Genomic DNA, 17347 nt, shown 5'->3' with positions numbered 1-17347 from the left:
AATTTTAGGCCTCAAAATTACAACAAAAAAAATCCTTCAATAAAATATTAAACAAAAAATATTGGCACACTTTTTAGTATATCGAATTAACAAGAATACTCAAACTTTTTTTTGCCTATTGATAAAATACACTTCTAAAAAACACAGCCAGTAATGACTAATACAGATTGAATTCGTTATACCCAAAAATCGACAACAATCTTTCTAGTCTCCCCCTTAAAAACGGATTCTCTAAATTATTACTCAACGCATTAAATCTAAAAAACTTTATGAAAACAATTGCCAACCTTGGATTGACTTCCTTAGTGCTTATCCTCTTATTCTTTTCCTGCAAAAAATTCGATCCCGCTACATCAGAAAGCCTTGAAGACCAAAAAACTACAACAGACAGCACTGCGATTTCTTCATCGGCAGCAGTGGAAAAAAAAGACGGTAAGCAAAAATTCATTCGCACTGCCGATATTAAATTTAAGGTAAAAAACGTCGTTAAATCTACTTATGCAATTGAAAACACCACTCAGAAATTTGGAGGTTTTGTAACCTACACCAGCTTACAAAGCACCATTCGTGATCAGGTTAAAACCAAAATCAGTCCCGACAGCACACTCGAAACCACTAAATATACGGTACAAAACGACATTACAATCCGTGTTCCCAATACACAGCTCGATACTGTTATTAAAATCATAGCCAAACAAATTGATTTTCTGGACTTCAGACTTATCAAAGCCGATGATGTTTCTTTAAAGTTATTATCCAATCAGCTTTCGCAAAAAAGAAACACTGTTACACAAAAAAGAGTCGAAAAAGCAATTGATACTAAGGGCAAAAAAATCAATGATGTTATGGAAGCTGAAAATGCGCTGGCGAACCAGAAAGAAGCCAATGATAACAGCATTATTGAGAATTTATCCTTAGAAGATCAAATCAACTTCAGTACCATAACTTTACAGCTGTATCAAAACGAAACAATAAAACAAGAGATAATGGCCAGTGAAAAAGACAGTGATGCTTATAAGCCAAACCTAGGCATTCAAATCATCGATTCGCTAAAAAATGGCTGGTACATTCTTGAAACGATCTTTGTTTTTCTAATTAATTTGTGGCCATTTCTTTTGATTGGTTTTGGAGGATTTTTCCTTTACAAAAAATACTTTAAGAAATAAGAAAAGTGTTAAAAAACAACAATTTCATAAGAAAAAAATCGTTATATTTGATATAGCATTCTATTTATCTCAAAATAGAACAATAATGACTGTCAAATTCTCAATATAAAAGTCATGAAAATTACTTTTTATCATTGGTGAGTTCAGATTATAACGTTTTCCAAAAATAAATTAGACTTTTTTAACCCATTAAAATTCTTAAGTATTATGAAAATTGCTACCATTATTGTCCGTGTTTTAATTGGCCTTTTGTTATTATTCGCTTCTCTTAGTTTTTTCTTCAAACTGGCTCCGGAACCAGAAACTACCGGTGATTTTAAAGCTTTTAATATGGGGCTAGTTGCCTCAACTTATTTATTGCCATTAGCAAAATCAATCGAACTACTTTGCGGAATTGCGTTTGTAACAGGACGATATGTAACACTAGCCAATATACTGATCTTACCCATTACGGTAAACATTTTGTTTATTAATTATTTTCTAAATCCAAATGGTTTACCATTGGCCGTTTTATTATTTCTTGCCAATCTGTTTTTAATCTACAGATATTGGGATAATTACAAAAGCATTTTCACCAGATAATCAATTTTTCACTGTACACTTAAAAAGCAAATCCGACAGATTTAAAAACCTGTCGGATTTGCTTTTTTTACTACTTACACAATTTTGCTTTACAACCGGAATAAAAAGGACCAAAAATGAAACCTTAAGCATACCAATATTATCTTTTCTGACAAAGCTGGCTTTTCCCGATACTTTCCTCTCACTCGTCTTTTATGACATTATAGCCCCTGTTATTTACCTTTATCTCTATATTACTACTTAAGAATAGTAACAACCACTATTTAGAATCTGCTCTGACAACTTTAATTTATTTACTAAAAACTTTAGCAGTTCAAAACTAAGTTTTTTTTGAATTCTTCAGTGCTTACAAAACAAAGTATTGCTACAATTCTTCAGCATCTGCAAAACAAAACTATAAACATGATTACCAAATAATTAAACCCTGAACACCTACAAATACAGCCTCAGAATCATACCTCTAATTTACGAAATTTTTCCTAAACTTCTTCATTTTTAGACTCAAATATTACAAGAATAAAATCCAATTCTCCAAAAACTTTTACTAAACAATTATATTTGATGAAAATTTCCATTTTACATGAAAAAATATCTACTCCTCCTCTTATTATTATTTGTCCATTTTTCGAGAGCGCAATCTATAAAATCTGTAGATTCGCTAACGACCGAAATCTGTAAATCATTGGTTCAAAATCAGGCTTTAGACAATGAAATCAGAATTAATACCATCAACAATTCGCATATCGCCCCTTATCTGACAAAATTTAAGGATAGTATTGTACAAAGAAGAGTGTTTGAGCAGCTATTTTTCAGGTTACATAAAAACTGTAACGAATTTGTAGCTCTTTTTCCAAACGAATCTGAGAAAAGCAGCTGGTCCATGCAGAATGAAAAGCCTCTTGATGAAATATCCAGAGAGGAATGCAATCATTTTGATCAATCTTCAAAATATTATTACATAGAAAATAGCGGTGCAAAAGTAGCGGTAACTTTAAGCGATCATTTATGGATTGAAAATTTTACCGATGGTACATTCTCAAAATTGCATTACAGAAAAAAAGGCAGTTGCGAATTTGAACTGGAATTTATTGAAAGTAATAATCTGTCGCGAAAGAACTTAAGCATTAAAGGCGACAAATATTTGTATCATTTGTATAAAGAAGAGAATGGAACTTATAATGTCTATTTAAAGAATAAAGAAACGTATTATACTTTTACCCTATTAAGGCAATAAAAAACCCGTCAGAAATAATTCTGACGGGCTCTTAAGATATATTTTCCGTAAATTATACGTGTAATGCTCTGTTATCAGTAGCTGCCAAAGCCGCTTCTTTTATTGCTTCAGCAAAAGTTGGATGCGCATGGCTCATTCTTGAGATATCTTCAGCAGAAGCTTTAAATTCCATAGCTGTAACCGCTTCGGCGATTAAATCTGCTGTACGGGCTCCAATCATGTGAACACCTAAAACCTCGTCTGTTTTTTCATCTGCAAGGATTTTTACGAATCCATCTAAGTCAGCACTTGCTCTTGCACGTCCTAAAGCTTTGAATGGGAAACTTCCTGATTTGTATTTAACTCCTGCAGCTTTCAATTGCTCTTCAGTTTGTCCAACTGCTGCAACTTCTGGCCAAGTGTATACCACACCAGGGATTAAGTTGTAATCGATATGTGGTTTTTGACCTGCTAAGATCTCAGCAACCATAGTTCCTTCTTCTTCCGCTTTGTGTGCCAACATTGCTCCACGAACAACGTCACCGATAGCGTAGATATTTGGAACGTTAGTTTGTAAATGATCGTTTACTTCTACTTGTCCTCTATCAGAAATTTTTACTCCTGCTTTGTCAGCGTTCAATCCGTCTGTATACGGACGACGTCCAACAGAAACTAATGAATAATCTCCTTCTAAAGTGATTGTTTCTCCTTTTGCATTTTCAGCCTGAACCACAACAGCATCACCGTTTCTTTCTACAGATTTTACTTTGTGAGAAACGTAGAATTTCATTCCTTGTTTTTTCAATACTTTAGTCAATTCTTTAGACAAAGAACTATCCATTCCCGGAATGATTCTGTCCATGAATTCTACAACAGAAACCTGAGCACCTAAACGAAGGTAAACTTGTCCAAGCTCAATTCCGATTACTCCACCACCAATAATTACCAAGTGTTTTGGAACTTCTTTTAAAGCCAAAGCCTCAGTAGAAGTGATGATTCTTTCTTTGTCAATTTTAATGAAAGGCAAAGAAGATGGTTTTGAACCTGTAGCAATTATGGTATATTTTGCTTCAATCGTTTCGGAAGTTCCGTCAGCTTTTGTCACAGCAATGTGCGTTGCATCTACGAAAGAACCTAAACCATTAAAAACAGTAACTTTATTTTTATCCATTAAGTAGTTAACTCCACCTGCAGTTTGATCTACAACAGCTTGCTTGCGTGCGATCATTTTCTCTAAATTGATTTTCACATCACCTGAAACTTCGATTCCGTGATCTGCAAAATGTGCAATTTCCGCATAATGATGAGAAGACGATAATAATGCTTTTGAAGGAATACAACCTACGTTAAGGCAAGTTCCACCTAAAGAGTTATACTTTTCTACAATTGCAGTTTTAAATCCCAATTGTGCGCAACGAATTGCTGATACATATCCGCCAGGACCTGAACCTATAATGACTACGTCAAATGAACTCATAGTTTGTCTATTTTATTTTTAGCGTTACAAAATTAAGGAATAAAGTTTTGTTTGAAGTTTAATTTTCAATGTTTTTTGGGTGAAATTTTAGATGGAGTTTTAACCGTTAAGAGCACTAAGATTTACGCTAAGTTCGCAGAGATTAGCTATTTTTGGGTTTGTGATAAATCTTACTTTTATATATTTTAAAGACACACAAAAATAAAAAACACTGATAATCAGGCAACAAAAAACACAAGCCAAAAAAAATAAAATGTAAATTTGAAATCTAATCAATGCTAATTAAAAATGGAAAAACTACAATTCAAAATAGAGATAAATGCAACGGCTCAAAAAGTTTATGAGGCGATGCTGGGTTTGAAAGATAAAAATACCTACGAACATTGGACAGCAGCATTTAATCCAACTTCTACCTATGAAGGAAGCTGGGAAAAAGGCAGTAAAATTTATTTTGTAGGCCTGGATGAAAACGGAAAAAAGGGCGGAATGGTTTCTGAAATTGTAGAAAACCAACCCGCTGAATTTATATCTATAAGACATTACGGTTTCCTGGATGGCGAAACTGAAATTACTACAGGGGAACAAGTTGAAAAATGGACTGGCGGACATGAAAATTATTCCTATCAGGAAAATAACGGTATAACTACTGTCACTGTAGATCTGGATACCGTAGACGAATACTTAGATTATTTTACAAGTACCTATCCAACGGCATTAAACAAACTAAAAGAAATTTCAGAGCGATAATTTCCTTAAATAATACTATTAAAAAAACTAAGCACCTTAGTCTCTTAGAATCTTAGCACCTTAAAAAGAAATCACCGTTGAATTCTTCACTTCACTAATCATAAACATTCTTTGTGTGCTGCCAATATGTTGAAGCGAAGTCAGTTTTGTGGCCTAGATTACACAAATTCTCTCGAAGTTTTTTTGTCTCTCGCAGATTTTGCAGATCATGCTGATTTTGTAATTCTTATAAAATCGCGAAAAAAGCAAAGATTTATCGCATTTTGACGCACAGCCTTACATTTTTAAGGAAAACCTTTGTTCCTTTGAATCTTTACACCAAAAACTCAGAACCTTAACAACTTATATCCTTAGCACCTTTAAAGAAAACCTTTGCCTCTCTGAAACTTTAGATGCCGAATTAAGGCTTTTTCTTAGGATTTCTGGAAGTGTGGAAAACAGAGTAAACGATTATTTCATTTCCAATAATTTCATAAATAATTACAAATGGAAATTTTACCAAAGTTAATTCACGATAACCAGGTTCTTTTTTTATTTGAAATAATTCCGGATGTGTTTTTAAAACCTGTAGATATGTTTTTAAGTAGGATAGAAATTGCTTTCCTAAACCTTTGCTCCTACTTTCATAGAATTCAATAGCTTTATCAATTTCATTTTCAGCTAAGGGTAAAATTTTAATTTTGAAAACCATACTTAGCATTCAAACGTTGTTCTACTTCTTCCCAGGAACTCGCTTCATTCTCCTGTGAAAGATACTTTTCTCTTTCTTCAGCAACAAGATCATAATGAGAATCAGGAACAAGTGATTCTTTTTCATCATGATTTATCGCATCAAAAACACTTTCCAGAATTTCTAATTTAGAATCATCTTTTATGAATTTCCCAAAATCCTTTATAAGTCTAAGTCTTAATTCTTTTGTTTCCATGCTAAAATCTATTTGATTCAAATTTAAGCTTTTTTCGCTTTTGAATTTGAATCACAATCCAAAAACTTAGCCTCTCAGAATCCAAGCCCTTAAAAAGAAATCACCGTTGAGTTCTTCACTTCACTAATCATAAACATACTTTGTGTGCTGCCAATATGTTGAAGTGAAGTCAGTTTTGTGACCTAGATTACACGAATTCTCTCGAAGTTTTTTTGTCTCTCGCAGATTTTGCAGATCATGCTGATTTTGTAATTCTTATAAAATCGCGAAAAAAGCAAAGATTTATCGCATTTTTGACGCACAGCTGTGCATTTTTAAGGAAAACCTTTGTTCCTTTGAATCTTTACACCAAAAACTTAGAAACTTAGTCTCTTAGAATCTTAGCACCTTAAAAAGAAATCACCGTTGAATTCTTCACTTCACTAATCATAAACATACTTTGTGTGCTGCCAATATGTTGAAGCGAAGTCAGTTTTGTGACCAAGAACTCACGATACGCTTCCATGTCTTTTACCAAAACTTTTAAAATATAATCATAATCACCGCTTACATGGTGGCATTCCAGCACTTCGTTTAACTTGGTGACTTCACTTTCGAATTTGGTTAGGAATTCCTTAGTATGCTGAATCAGTTTTAAATGACAGAAAACCACAAATCCTTTTTCGATTTTAGATTTATTCACTAGAGCAACGTAGTTTTTAATGATGCCTTCACGCTCCAGCTTTTTAATCCTCTCATAAACCGCCGTCACAGAGAGATTGAGTTTTAAGGATAATTCTTTATTTGTTTTTTTACTGTCGGTTTGTAATAAAACCAGGAGTTTTTTATCTGTGGCATCTAAAGTCATGGCTTCAGTTTTAGGGTTTATGGTTTATAGTTCATAGTTGATGGTTTATAGTTTGTTCTTATTGTTGTAAAATGAAAGAAAATCTATTAACTGATCTTACCTTCATCAAATTTAGATTAAAAATCAGGATAAATAGATTTTTGTAGTTTTAAAATCTAATTATTCATTTCGTGATTGATTAATTTTCCAATTAGCTCTTAATTTGAAAAAGATTTCCTTCAAAAAAGAAGATACAAGGTTCTTATTAGAAGTAAAAATCAAAATAGCAGTCTCAAAAAAACACAAACCACAAACTATAAACTACCAACCATGAACCACTTTAACCCGGCAGACAAAATTCAGGATTTGCAATACTTTGGTGAATTTGGCGGTGTAAATCCATCTATTTCCGATTCTTCTACTTATACTTTTCTTTCAGCCAAAACCATGTTCGATACTTTTGAAGGGAACATGGAAGGTTGCTACTTATATTCCCGTCACTCTTCTCCAAGCAATCTGTATCTGGATCAGGCACTGGCAGCGATGGAAGGAACAGAAACCGCCAATGTTTCGGCTTCCGGAATGGGGGCTATCACTCCTACCCTGCTACAACTTTGTGGTGCGGGTGATCATATTGTTTCAAGTAGAACTATTTATGGCGGAACGTATGCCTTCCTAAAGAATTTCATTCCTCGCTTTGGAATCGAAACGAGCTTTGTGGACATTACCAAACTTGACATTGTAGAAGCGGCAATCACCTCTAAAACTAAGGTCCTATACTGCGAAACAGTTAGCAATCCGCTATTAGAAGTAGCCGATATCGCAGGCTTGGCTAAAATTGCCAAAAAATACAATCTAAAATTGGTGGTAGACAATACGTTTTCACCTTTATCGGTTTCTCCTGCAAAATTAGGGGCCGACATTGTGATTCACAGTTTAACCAAATATATAAACGGAAGCAGTGATACTGTTGGTGGTGTAACCTGTGCTTCGAAAGAGTTTATCAATTCGCTAAAAAATGTAAATTCAGGAGCTAGTATGTTGTTAGGCCCTACAATGGATAGTCTGCGTTCGGCTTCTGTGATGAAAAACCTTCGTACGCTTCATATTCGTATCAAACAGCACAGTCATAATGCACACGTTTTGGCTGATAAATTCGAGAAAGACGGTTTAAAAACGGTTTATCCGGGATTAAAAAGCCATCCAAGTCATGAATTGTACAAAACAATGATTAATCCGGAATATGGTTTTGGAGGAATGCTGACCATTGATGTGGGCTCACTGGAAAAAGCCAACGAGTTAATGGAATTGATGCAAACCAGAAATTTAGGCTATTTGGCGGTGAGTTTAGGGTTTTATAAAACATTATTCAGCGCACCGGGAACCTCTACTTCAAGTGAAATTCCGTTAGAAGAACAAGCCGAAATGGGACTGACAGATGGTTTGATCCGTTTCTCTATCGGTCTGGACAATGACATTGAACGTACCTACAAAATGATGAAAGCCTGCATGACAGAGCTTGGCATCTTGCAAAATAAAACAATTCTTTATAAATAAATTTGCACGATTTTTTTTTAGTTTGTTTAAATCCGCTGAAGGTTTTTCTTTTGGCGGATTTTTTTTGTTCCTGTTTGAAATGAAAAGATCATTTTACCTGATACAAAATAATAAAACCGTTCTGAAAACATTCTCAGAACGGCTTATCATCTATATTTTTTTATATTTCAATGGACGGATTAAAATCTATCCCCAATGCATTTCGTTTCAATGGCGGACGGATTAAAATCCATCTCTACAACGCTTTTCTTTCAATGACGGACGGATTAAAATCCATCCCTACAATACATTTCGTTCCGATGGAACTCTTATAACGCTTAACTTATAACGTTCTCCGTGTTTAGGACGGATAAAATCCATCCCTACAATATATTTCGTTCCTATGGAACTCTTATAATGTTTAACTTATAACATTCTCCGTGTTTAGCTTGCTGTTTTTTCGGCTGAAGCCAAAATAGATACAAAGACCAATAAGCAACCAAACTGTGAAATAAATCCAGTTCCAAACACTTAATTCGGCCATCATATACAAACAACAGATTAAACCTAAAAGCGGAATTAAGGATAGATTCTGTTTGAAAGCCCAAACCGTTAAACCAACCAATACCAATAAGAAGATCCACATTGGAATTTTATGTTTGAATAAACTCAGTCCGCTTTCAAATTTTGCAGTCTCTTTTATAGGTAAACCTTTTACAACCTCAACATATTTTGCTTCGTCATCCTGATACTGACTTAATAAATGCTCTAAATCGGATGTTTCTGAAGTTTTATTCTGAACGTCGATACTTTTTAAATAATGGAAAACTTTTTCAGAATCGCTTTTATCCAATGAAGTAATAATATCTGCCGGGCTATTCACCTGGGTCTCATTGGTGATAAAACTCATCGTGGCTTTTTTATTGTACCCAAAGGCAAAAACTAATCCTATGATCAATAAAACCGGCATTATATATTTTGAATTGATATAAGGCGTTTTAAACTTTCCTCTTGGAATCTCTGGCTTATTTTGCAATACCAAAACTCCGGCACAAACCAATACAAATGCAAATAAAGTTCCGATACTGCATAAATCCGTTACCATGGTAAGATTTAAGAATAACGCGGGTACTGCAACCACAAAACCGGTTACGATAGTGGCATAAGAAGGCGTTTTAAATTTTGGATGTACTCTGGAGAAACGCTTTGGCAACAATCCGTCACGACTCATACTCATCCAGATACGAGGCTGTCCCATTTGAAAAACCAGCAAAACACTAGCCATCGCTACTACAGCACTTACTGCAATGATTCCGGACATCCATTTTAAATCTAATTTCTCGAATACAAATGCTAGCGGATCACCTACATTTAATTCGTTATAACGCACCATTCCGGTTAAAACCAAAGCAATGGCGATATACAAAAGCGTACAAATAATAATCGCCCACATCATTCCGCGTGGTAAATCTCTTTGCGGATTTTTACATTCTTCGGCTGTAGTTGAAATAGCATCAAAACCAATGTAAGCGAAAAATACTGCAGAAACTCCTTTTAATACGCCACTTACTCCATTTGGTGCAAACGGATCCCAATTGGCTGTATCTACATAAAATATACCAACCGCAATTACCAAAAGCACAATACAAAGTTTTACTACCACCATAATATTACTGGCATTACGGGATTCTTTCATTCCACGATAAATCAATGCAGTAATCAAGATGATAATTAATAAAGCCGGAAGATCGGCAACAAAATGAAACGAGCCAAATAAAACCGGAGAAGTTGTCCAGGCCGTATAAGCAGACTGCAGAGCAGGTTCTAAATTTTCAAAGGCTTTTCCACTATGCATCAAAGCTGTTGCGTTATTAAATCCGTTTGAAGCGGTTAAGTAATCCATCTGAACCCACTGCGGGAGATGAATCCCTCCACTGGCGAGAAGCCCCGTAAAATAATCACTCCACGATATCGCAACGGTTATATTTCCAACGGAGTATTCCATGATCAAAGCCCAGCCAATTACCCAGGCTATAATTTCTCCAAATGCCACATACGAATACGTATATGCACTTCCTGAAACGGGTACCATTGAGGCAAATTCTGCATAAGCAAAAGCGGCAAAACTACAAGCTACCGCTGTAAATAAAAACAAAAATATAACGGCTGGTCCGCCGTCTGCACTGGCTTTTCCGATCGTACTAAAAATTCCGGCACCCACTATAGCGGCAATTCCGAAGGCAGTTAAATCTCTGGCAGTTAAGTGTTTCCCTAATGCATTATGACCGTCCGCATCGTTTTTTGCAACTTGCTTCAGAATATCTTGTACCGTTTTCTTTCGGAATAAACCTGATAATGCCATATATGATTTTGCTTTTAAAATTAATTTAATTCGGTCTTTGTGGTTTTATTTTGCAAATAATGCAAAAATTATCTTGATTTCAAATATATAAAACGATTTTGTTTTTACAGTCTTTTTTTAGCCACGAATTACACGAATTCTCACAAACTGTTTTTTTTTTCGCAGATTACGCAAATTATTTTTTTATCTGTACTTATTTTTTTCACGCAGATCTGGCAGATAATGCAGATTCTATTACCCGAGATTACGAGGATTAAATTGATTAAAAAAATCTGCGAAAATCTTTTAATCTGTGGCAAAAATAAATCAGCAAAATCTGCGTGAGAAAAATCTAAAATCTACATTCTAAAATCTAAAATTACTTCAGGCAGTTTCTTAAAATACTTACCGGATGCTGGGCTTCTCTACTTGTTCCGTCATAAATTTGGTGGCGGCAGCTCGTTCCGGCTGCGGCGATTTTCACCTCCTGAGCGGTGGCTCTTACTTTTGGGAATAGGGTATCTTCTCCCATTTGCATGCTTACCTGATAATGCTCTTTTTCGTAACCGAATGATCCCGCCATTCCACAACAACCCGAATTGTAAATGGTAACCACATTATTCATTGGTAAATTCAGCATAGCAAAAGTCGCCTCAACAGAACTCAGCGATTTCTGGTGACAGTGTCCGTGAATTTTAATTTCTTTCTTTTCTGCCGAAAAAGAATCGGCGGTGATCTTACCATCGACAATTTCTCTTTTAAAGAATTCTTCTATCGTAAAAGCATTTTTAGCTACTTTTTCAGCGGCTTCTTTGTTCGTTGCCAGACGCAGATATTCGTCTCGGAACGTTAATATTGCCGAAGGCTCAATTCCGATTAAAGGTGCTTTTGCTGAAACTAAATCCTTAAAAATAGTCACATTGGTATCTGCAATTTTCTTGGCTTCTTCCAGAAATCCTTTGGACAAATACGTTCTTCCGCTTTCTTCATGATCGACGATCAGCACTTCGTAGCCTAATTTTGTCAATAGTTCAAAAGCATCTATACCGATATTAACATCGTAATAATTCGTGAACTCATCATTAAACAAATACACTTGTCCGTTAGGGAAATTATTTTGTTGTGGTTTATGATTTTCGTACCATTTTTGGAACGTCTTTTTTGCTAATAATGGAACCTGTCTTTCCAGAGCAATTCCCATGCTTTTTTTCACGAGAGACTGATTGGAAATAAAATTCGTAATCGACGGAAACAGACTTCCCATCTTATTCAATTTGGCATTGTGTGCAAAGATTTTGTTTCGGGTCGAAAAGCCGTTTGCTTTTTGGTATTGGTATAAAAATTCTGCTTTCAGTGTGGCTACATCTACATTACTCGGACATTCGCTGGCACAGGCTTTACAGCTCACACACAATTCAAAAACTTCGTAAAGCTCTTTCTGGTCGAATTTATTTTCTTTCTCCGAATAGGTCAAATATTCGCGTAAAGCATTCGCCCTGGCACGCGTGGTTTCTTTTTCGTTTTTGGTGGCTCGGTAACTCGGACACATTGCTCCTCCTGCCGACGGCAATTTTCGGCAATCACCCGAACCGTTACATTTTTCGGTGGCACGCAAAATCCCCAAACTATCCGAGAAATCCTGAAATGTCTTAATATCCGGTTCAACTCTGCCCGAAACAACACGATGGTTTTCGTCCATTTTTAAGGCATTCACAATCTTACCAATATTCAAAGCCGAGTTCGGATCAAACGCCAGCTTGATTCTTTTCAATAATTCATAATTGGATTCACCAATCATATAAGGGATAAACTCACCACGCACGATTCCGTCGCCGTGTTCTCCACTCAGAGATCCTCTGTATTTTTTAACCAAAACGGCCACATCCGTCGCAATGGTTCTGAAGAGTTTTAAATCGGATGTTTTTTTCAAATTCAACACCGGACGCAAATGCAGTTCTCCTGCTCCGGCATGTGCGTAATAAATTGCCTCTTGTCCGTGACGCTTCATCATGGCCGAAAATTCAGCAATATAAGCCGGCAAATCGCTCAATTCAACAGCGGTATCTTCGATTGAATCGGCTGCTTTATTGTCACCAACAATACTTCCTAAAAGTCCCAAACCGGCTTTACGAAGTTCATTGGCTTTGTCAATATCATTCCCGTAAATTTTTACTTGCGCATAACCAAAATTGTTTTTTTCCAAATCAGCAATCAAAGCATCCGCTTGTTTTTCAGCATCTTCTAAAGTATGCGACGCCACTTCAAACAGCATAATAGCCTTAGGCTCTCCCACCAAAAAGAAGCGGTTTTTAATATGTTCCCGATTCGTTTTGGTACAATCTAAAATCGTATCATCAATCATTTCTGCCGTGTACAAATGATGCTTCATCGCTACAACAACAGATTCTAATGATTCCTGAATCGTGTGATAATGCCCCACAACCATAATGCTGTGAGGTGGAGGCAGGTCGTCTACTTTCAGCGTCACTTCGGTTGTAAAAGCCAGTGTTCCTTCGCTCCCGCAAAGCAGTTTGCCTAAATTGATAGTGGGTTCAGTTCCGCCAAACAAATCCGATTTCAACAGAATATCAACAGCATAACCTGTATTTCTTCGGTGAATCTCGGGTTTCGGAAATTCTTTTATAATTTCTTCCTGAGTGGCAACAACAGAAAGCTCGTCGTAAATGGTTTTGTATATTTTATTTTCTAAGGTATCCCCTTTGGTTTTTTCGATAAATTCAGCAGAAGTCAGCTCTTTAAAAATTACTTCCGAACCGTCGCTTAAAAGAGCTTTTAATTCAGCAATTTTATCACGTGTCACTCCATATCGAATCGAAGTGGTTCCTGAAGAGTTATTCCCCACCATACCGCCAATCATTGCGCGGTTTGATGTTGATGTAATTGGGGCAAAAAATACACCGTGCGGTTTTAAAAACAGATTCAGCTCGTCGCGAATTACACCAGGCTGAACCGTTACAGTTTTCTTTTCGGCATTGTACGAAATAATTTTAGTAAAATGCTTCGACACATCAACTACCAATCCGTCTCCTACTGCCTGTCCTGCCAACGAAGTTCCGGCCGTTCTTGGCGTAATCGACAGCTGATGCTGTCCTGCAAATTTTATCAGCTTGGCAATATCTCCAATTGTTTTGGGGATCGCCACCGCATTGGGTTTAATTCGATACACAGAAGCATCGGTCGAATAAAGCGTTTTATGAAGATCATCATATAAAAGGGTTCCTTCTAATGATGCTGATAATTGTTCTAACTCTTTAATTATTGACATTATAACTTGGTTTATAAACTAAAAACGGATTCAGTGAATTACAAAAATAGTTTTTTTTTAAGGTTCTGAGAGGCAGAGAGGCTAAGGTTCTAAGTTTTTTTCTGTAACTGTACCTTTTTGAATTGGAATTTAGATTTTTCGAGTTAGAATTTCACCCCAATGGTCACCCTGAGCGAAGTCGAAGGCACATCAATTGGAACGAGGGCTTCGACTTCGCTCAGCCTGACCGTAATGACATAAGACAAAAACCAAGTGCCATCCTGAGCGGAGTCGAAGACTTATGAAACTTTGAGGTTCTGAGAAGCTAAGGTTCTAAGTTTTTTCTTTGAGTACGTCTTTTTAAATTGGAATCTGGATTTTTTGAGTTAGAATTTCACCCTAATGGTCACCCTGAGCGCAGTAGAAGACACATCAATTGGAACGAGGGCTTCGACTTCGCTCAGCCTGACCGTAATGACATAAGACAAAAACCAAGTGTCATCCTGAGCGGAGTCGAAGACTAATGAAACTTTTTGAGGTTCTGAGAATTGGAATTTAGAATTTTTGAGTTAGAATTTCACCCCAATGGTCACCCTGAGCGGAGTCGAAGGCTTATGAATTTTCTTGAGGTTCTGAGAGGCTGAGAGGCTAAGGTTCTAAGTTTTTTTCTTTGATTGCGTCTTTTTGAATTGGAATTTGGAATTTTTGAGTTAGAATTTCACCTCAATGGTCACCCTGAGCGCAGTAGAAGACACATCAATTGGAACGAGGGCTTCGACTTCGCTCAGCCTGACCGTAATGACATAAGACAAAAACCAAGTGCCATCCTGAGCGGAGTCGAAGACTTATGAAACTTTGAGGTTCTGAGACTCTAAGAGGCTAAGGTTCTAAGTTTTTTACTTTGATTACGCCTTTTTGAATTGAAATTTGGAATTTTTGAGTTAGAAATTCACCTCAATGGTCACCCAGACCGTTGTGGAAGACTTAAAACCACTATTTCAATACAACCTTTTGAAATTTGGAATTTCAAAAATTGAAATTTACATTTGAGTTACAAATCTCCAATATATGAACCAGCCAAACAGAATCTATTTTTTAGGAAATCCATATCCAAAAGGTCACACTTTAGAACAATTTAAATGGAACGGAAGAATCGAAGAAGATGAATCGATTTGGTTTGATTTCCATTTAAAAACAGATGCTTATTGTGCCGAAGATCAATCCGAAGACGACGATGAAGAATATAAAGGTGACTGGCATTCCAAAGGAGTCTGGAGCAATTTTCATCAATGTACAATGTCTTCAACACATTGGGGAGATTATGGAATTAAAATCACTAAAACTTCACAAAAAACTGTTTTCAATGATTTTATAAAAGAGGATTTATTGGCAGACACTTTTCCCCTTGATGATGATTTTGATTATGACGAAATTGCATTCGGAATTTATTTATTAGGACACGATACCTGTGCCAATCATAGAATAAAAATTACTCCCACAGCTCAAAACAAATATGATATTGAATGGACTGGAAAAATTGCTTTAACCTATTCCGGAGCCGACGAATTTAGACATGATTTTGAACTTCTTCTTCATAATACTGAATTCGATGGTTTCTATTATCCTAAATCCTGGTCGCACGAAAAAGCAGCAGATTTCTTTAAAACTAATTTTGAAGATTTTGAGGAATACGAATTTGTCGACCTCAACCCAAAAAGCAAAAAACGAGAATACAAGTTCAAAAAGAAATAAACTTCTTTCAACCCAATTGCCCCCCCTAAGCGTAGTCGAAGGCTAATGAAACTTTTTGAGATTCTGAGACTCTAAGAAGCTTAGATTCTAAGTTTTTTTTCTTTGATTGCGTCTTTTGGAATTTGGATTTTTTTTATTGGAATTTCACCCCAATGGTCACCCTGAGCGGAGTCGAAGGCATATGAATTTTCTTGAGGTTCTGAGAGGCTAAGGTTCTATTTTTTTTTTGAATTATACCTTTTTGAATTAGAATTTGGTTTTTTTGAATTAGAGTTTCACCCCAATGGTCACCCTGAGCGAAGTCGAAGGCTTATGAAACTTTGAGGTTCTGAGACTCTAAGAGGCTAAGGTTCTAAGCTTTTTCTTTGATTCTGCCTTTTTGAATTGGAATTTAGAATTTTTGAGTTAGAATTTCACCCGCTAGCGCGCGTGTCTAGTCTGTACACGCAATCTTGTCTCGTCCTAAAAAAAGTTTAGAAGGTCAAAGATTTTTTTACTTATTTATTTTATTCGTAATATTATCTTCAAATTTAAAAACATTTAAATGGGAGATCATTTTTTTGATATTCGAACAGACAAATTATACAAAAGAATTGTTTTTTTTATTCTGTTTGGAGTACTACTAAACTTACTCTTATTTTTCGAAACCTCTCATCTTGAAAACAAGATAACAAATAGGTCTTTTATTAATTCTTATGTAATTTATTGTACTTTTTTAGGTCTTTTTCATTGTTGTGTTTATAGAAAATTTATTCGCAATTTTCTAACCATGACTATTGTATTCTTTTTCATAGGTCTGGCATTTTGTCTCTTTTATTTCGTAATGCTCACATTCAGTTTCGGAATTGAGGTCTTTGCTTTTCTCGCAGTTTTAATTATCTACCTATCCATTCAGATAGTCACTTTAAGACTGTGTTTTAATCTAAAACCTACTGCTAGTTTAAGTTTTATAACTATTCTAATTTTCATCGCAGGTTTTAGCATAACGTACATAAAAAAAGACTTTGACCTTTTTTATTATGGATTTTCATTTATCTGCTCTGTATGGTGCCTAAATATTATAGTATCGGTATCACTTTTTTCTGATTTTGTATTTGACAAAAACCAAAAAAATCCTTCAAAGAATAACTCCAATACAGGAGAAATAAACACAGAAAATTTCCAAGATTATTTAACAACCACATTTGACTCAAAAATAACCTTTTACGAATCTTTCAACGAATTTCAGATTTATGAAATTGATTGCTTTCCCGAAAATTTCGAACATAAATTAGCAATCGAATTTTCAAATGAAAACATCAAATTTTCGACCGTTACAAAAGAACCCTCTGTTGATTTTTCTTTATATGATTATGTAATCGAAACCAACAAAGAAGCCGAAGACTTTATACAACATATTTTAAAATTTGGCTGGCCAATCAAATAAGGTATTTTCAGAAGCTAATCCTGCTGTCCTTCCAATCTTTTGTGTCCGCCGCAGCGGATACAAAAGGATTTTCCCTCCCATCAAGGCTAG

Annotated in this window: 13 protein-coding genes and 2 pseudogenes; 7 read left to right on the top strand and 8 right to left on the bottom strand. The window is 35.6% G+C overall.

What is annotated here, in order from left to right; genetic code table 11:
- Window positions 1-269 precede the first annotated feature (269 nt).
- The 3 genes from LNQ34_RS14505 (at window position 270) to LNQ34_RS14495 (ending at window position 2982) form a co-directional block, all read left to right on the top strand.
- Window positions 270-1166: a DUF4349 domain-containing protein gene (locus LNQ34_RS14505; RefSeq protein WP_230000251.1), complete on the top strand. Its 897-nt coding sequence runs from the start codon at window positions 270-272 to the stop codon at window positions 1164-1166.
- Between the two features lie 207 nt (window positions 1167-1373).
- Entirely contained in the window at window positions 1374-1748 is a 375-nt protein-coding gene (locus LNQ34_RS14500; protein WP_202703670.1) for a DoxX family membrane protein, read from the top strand.
- 580 nt (window positions 1749-2328) lie between these two features.
- A complete protein-coding gene (locus tag LNQ34_RS14495; RefSeq protein ID WP_230000250.1) occupies window positions 2329-2982 on the top strand; it encodes a hypothetical protein in 654 nt (217 codons plus the stop codon).
- Between the two features lie 52 nt (window positions 2983-3034).
- Here LNQ34_RS14495 and lpdA read toward each other — a convergent pair whose 3' ends face one another.
- The gene (gene lpdA, locus LNQ34_RS14490; protein WP_017495487.1) at window positions 3035-4438 is read right to left on the bottom strand and encodes a dihydrolipoyl dehydrogenase; all 1404 of its coding nucleotides are present in this window, start codon (window positions 4436-4438) and stop codon (window positions 3035-3037) included.
- Window positions 4439-4726: 288 nt separating this feature from the next.
- On the opposite strand from lpdA, the gene LNQ34_RS14485 reads away from it, so the two are divergent.
- Window positions 4727-5185: an SRPBCC family protein gene (locus tag LNQ34_RS14485; protein WP_202703672.1), complete on the top strand. Its 459-nt coding sequence runs from the start codon at window positions 4727-4729 to the stop codon at window positions 5183-5185.
- Between the two features lie 60 nt (window positions 5186-5245).
- Here LNQ34_RS14485 and LNQ34_RS14480 read toward each other — a convergent pair.
- The 5 genes and pseudogenes from LNQ34_RS14480 to LNQ34_RS14460 all read right to left on the bottom strand — a co-directional run.
- Window positions 5246-5335 (bottom strand): annotated as a pseudogene (locus LNQ34_RS14480) (AsnC family transcriptional regulator); the annotation flags it as partial.
- 250 nt (window positions 5336-5585) lie between these two features.
- Window positions 5586-5876, bottom strand: a complete 291-nt coding sequence (locus tag LNQ34_RS14475; RefSeq protein ID WP_202703673.1) for a type II toxin-antitoxin system RelE/ParE family toxin — start codon at window positions 5874-5876, stop codon at window positions 5586-5588.
- Window positions 5860-6111 carry a hypothetical protein gene (locus LNQ34_RS14470; RefSeq protein ID WP_202703674.1) on the bottom strand — a complete coding sequence of 84 codons (252 nt, stop codon included), beginning with the start codon at window positions 6109-6111 and terminating at the stop codon, window positions 5860-5862. The genes LNQ34_RS14475 and LNQ34_RS14470 overlap by 17 nt, the downstream gene beginning before the upstream one ends.
- Window positions 6112-6200: 89 nt before the next feature.
- Window positions 6201-6293, bottom strand: a pseudogene (locus LNQ34_RS14465) (AsnC family transcriptional regulator); the annotation flags it as partial.
- Between the two features lie 206 nt (window positions 6294-6499).
- The gene (locus LNQ34_RS14460) at window positions 6500-6958 is read right to left on the bottom strand and encodes an Lrp/AsnC family transcriptional regulator (RefSeq protein WP_017495489.1); all 459 of its coding nucleotides are present in this window, start codon (window positions 6956-6958) and stop codon (window positions 6500-6502) included.
- 309 nt (window positions 6959-7267) lie between these two features.
- Here LNQ34_RS14460 and LNQ34_RS14455 point away from each other — a divergent pair, with 309 nt between their 5' ends.
- Entirely contained in the window at window positions 7268-8494 is a 1227-nt protein-coding gene (locus LNQ34_RS14455; protein WP_230000249.1) for an aminotransferase class I/II-fold pyridoxal phosphate-dependent enzyme, read from the top strand.
- A gap of 400 nt (window positions 8495-8894) precedes the next feature.
- On the opposite strand, the gene LNQ34_RS14450 is transcribed toward LNQ34_RS14455, so the two are convergent.
- Together LNQ34_RS14450 and LNQ34_RS14445 are read right to left on the bottom strand one after the other, a co-directional pair.
- Entirely contained in the window at window positions 8895-10835 is a 1941-nt protein-coding gene (locus LNQ34_RS14450) for an amino acid permease (RefSeq protein WP_230000248.1), read from the bottom strand.
- A 358-nt stretch (window positions 10836-11193) separates the two neighbouring features.
- Window positions 11194-14100: an FAD-binding and (Fe-S)-binding domain-containing protein gene (locus LNQ34_RS14445; protein WP_230000247.1), complete on the bottom strand. Its 2907-nt coding sequence runs from the start codon at window positions 14098-14100 to the stop codon at window positions 11194-11196.
- 1047 nt (window positions 14101-15147) lie between these two features.
- On the opposite strand from LNQ34_RS14445, the gene LNQ34_RS14440 reads away from it, so the two are divergent.
- Both LNQ34_RS14440 and LNQ34_RS14435 read left to right on the top strand, forming a co-directional pair.
- On the top strand, window positions 15148-15831 hold the full coding sequence (locus tag LNQ34_RS14440; protein ID WP_230000246.1) for a hypothetical protein: 684 nt from the start codon (window positions 15148-15150) through the stop codon (window positions 15829-15831).
- 769 nt (window positions 15832-16600) lie between these two features.
- On the top strand, window positions 16601-17257 hold the full coding sequence (locus LNQ34_RS14435) for a hypothetical protein (protein ID WP_230000245.1): 657 nt from the start codon (window positions 16601-16603) through the stop codon (window positions 17255-17257).
- Window positions 17258-17347 lie beyond the last annotated feature (90 nt).

The organism is Flavobacterium lipolyticum, from assembly GCF_020905335.1.
Taxonomy (GTDB): Bacteria; Bacteroidota; Bacteroidia; order Flavobacteriales; family Flavobacteriaceae; genus Flavobacterium; species Flavobacterium lipolyticum.
The sequence above is the reverse complement of the archived record's forward strand: the minus strand, read 5'-3'. Positions and strand labels throughout refer to the sequence as shown.

Excerpts from the sequence above, each read along its gene's own strand:
- LNQ34_RS14505 (WP_230000251.1), top strand. The coding sequence starts at position 270 with ATGAAAACAATTGCCAACCTTGGATTGACTTCCTTAGTGCTTATCCTC.
- LNQ34_RS14500 (WP_202703670.1), top strand. The coding sequence starts at position 1,374 with ATGAAAATTGCTACCATTATTGTCCGTGTTTTAATTGGCCTTTTGTTA.
- LNQ34_RS14495 (WP_230000250.1), top strand. The coding sequence starts at position 2,329 with ATGAAAAAATATCTACTCCTCCTCTTATTATTATTTGTCCATTTTTCG.
- lpdA (WP_017495487.1), bottom strand. The coding sequence starts at position 4,438 with ATGAGTTCATTTGACGTAGTCATTATAGGTTCAGGTCCTGGCGGATAT.
- LNQ34_RS14485 (WP_202703672.1), top strand. The coding sequence starts at position 4,727 with ATGGAAAAACTACAATTCAAAATAGAGATAAATGCAACGGCTCAAAAA.
- LNQ34_RS14475 (WP_202703673.1), bottom strand. The coding sequence starts at position 5,876 with ATGGTTTTCAAAATTAAAATTTTACCCTTAGCTGAAAATGAAATTGAT.
- LNQ34_RS14470 (WP_202703674.1), bottom strand. The coding sequence starts at position 6,111 with ATGGAAACAAAAGAATTAAGACTTAGACTTATAAAGGATTTTGGGAAA.
- LNQ34_RS14460 (WP_017495489.1), bottom strand. The coding sequence starts at position 6,958 with ATGACTTTAGATGCCACAGATAAAAAACTCCTGGTTTTATTACAAACC.
- LNQ34_RS14455 (WP_230000249.1), top strand. The coding sequence starts at position 7,268 with ATGAACCACTTTAACCCGGCAGACAAAATTCAGGATTTGCAATACTTT.
- LNQ34_RS14450 (WP_230000248.1), bottom strand. The coding sequence starts at position 10,835 with ATGGCATTATCAGGTTTATTCCGAAAGAAAACGGTACAAGATATTCTG.
- LNQ34_RS14445 (WP_230000247.1), bottom strand. The coding sequence starts at position 14,100 with ATGTCAATAATTAAAGAGTTAGAACAATTATCAGCATCATTAGAAGGA.
- LNQ34_RS14440 (WP_230000246.1), top strand. The coding sequence starts at position 15,148 with ATGAACCAGCCAAACAGAATCTATTTTTTAGGAAATCCATATCCAAAA.
- LNQ34_RS14435 (WP_230000245.1), top strand. The coding sequence starts at position 16,601 with ATGACTATTGTATTCTTTTTCATAGGTCTGGCATTTTGTCTCTTTTAT.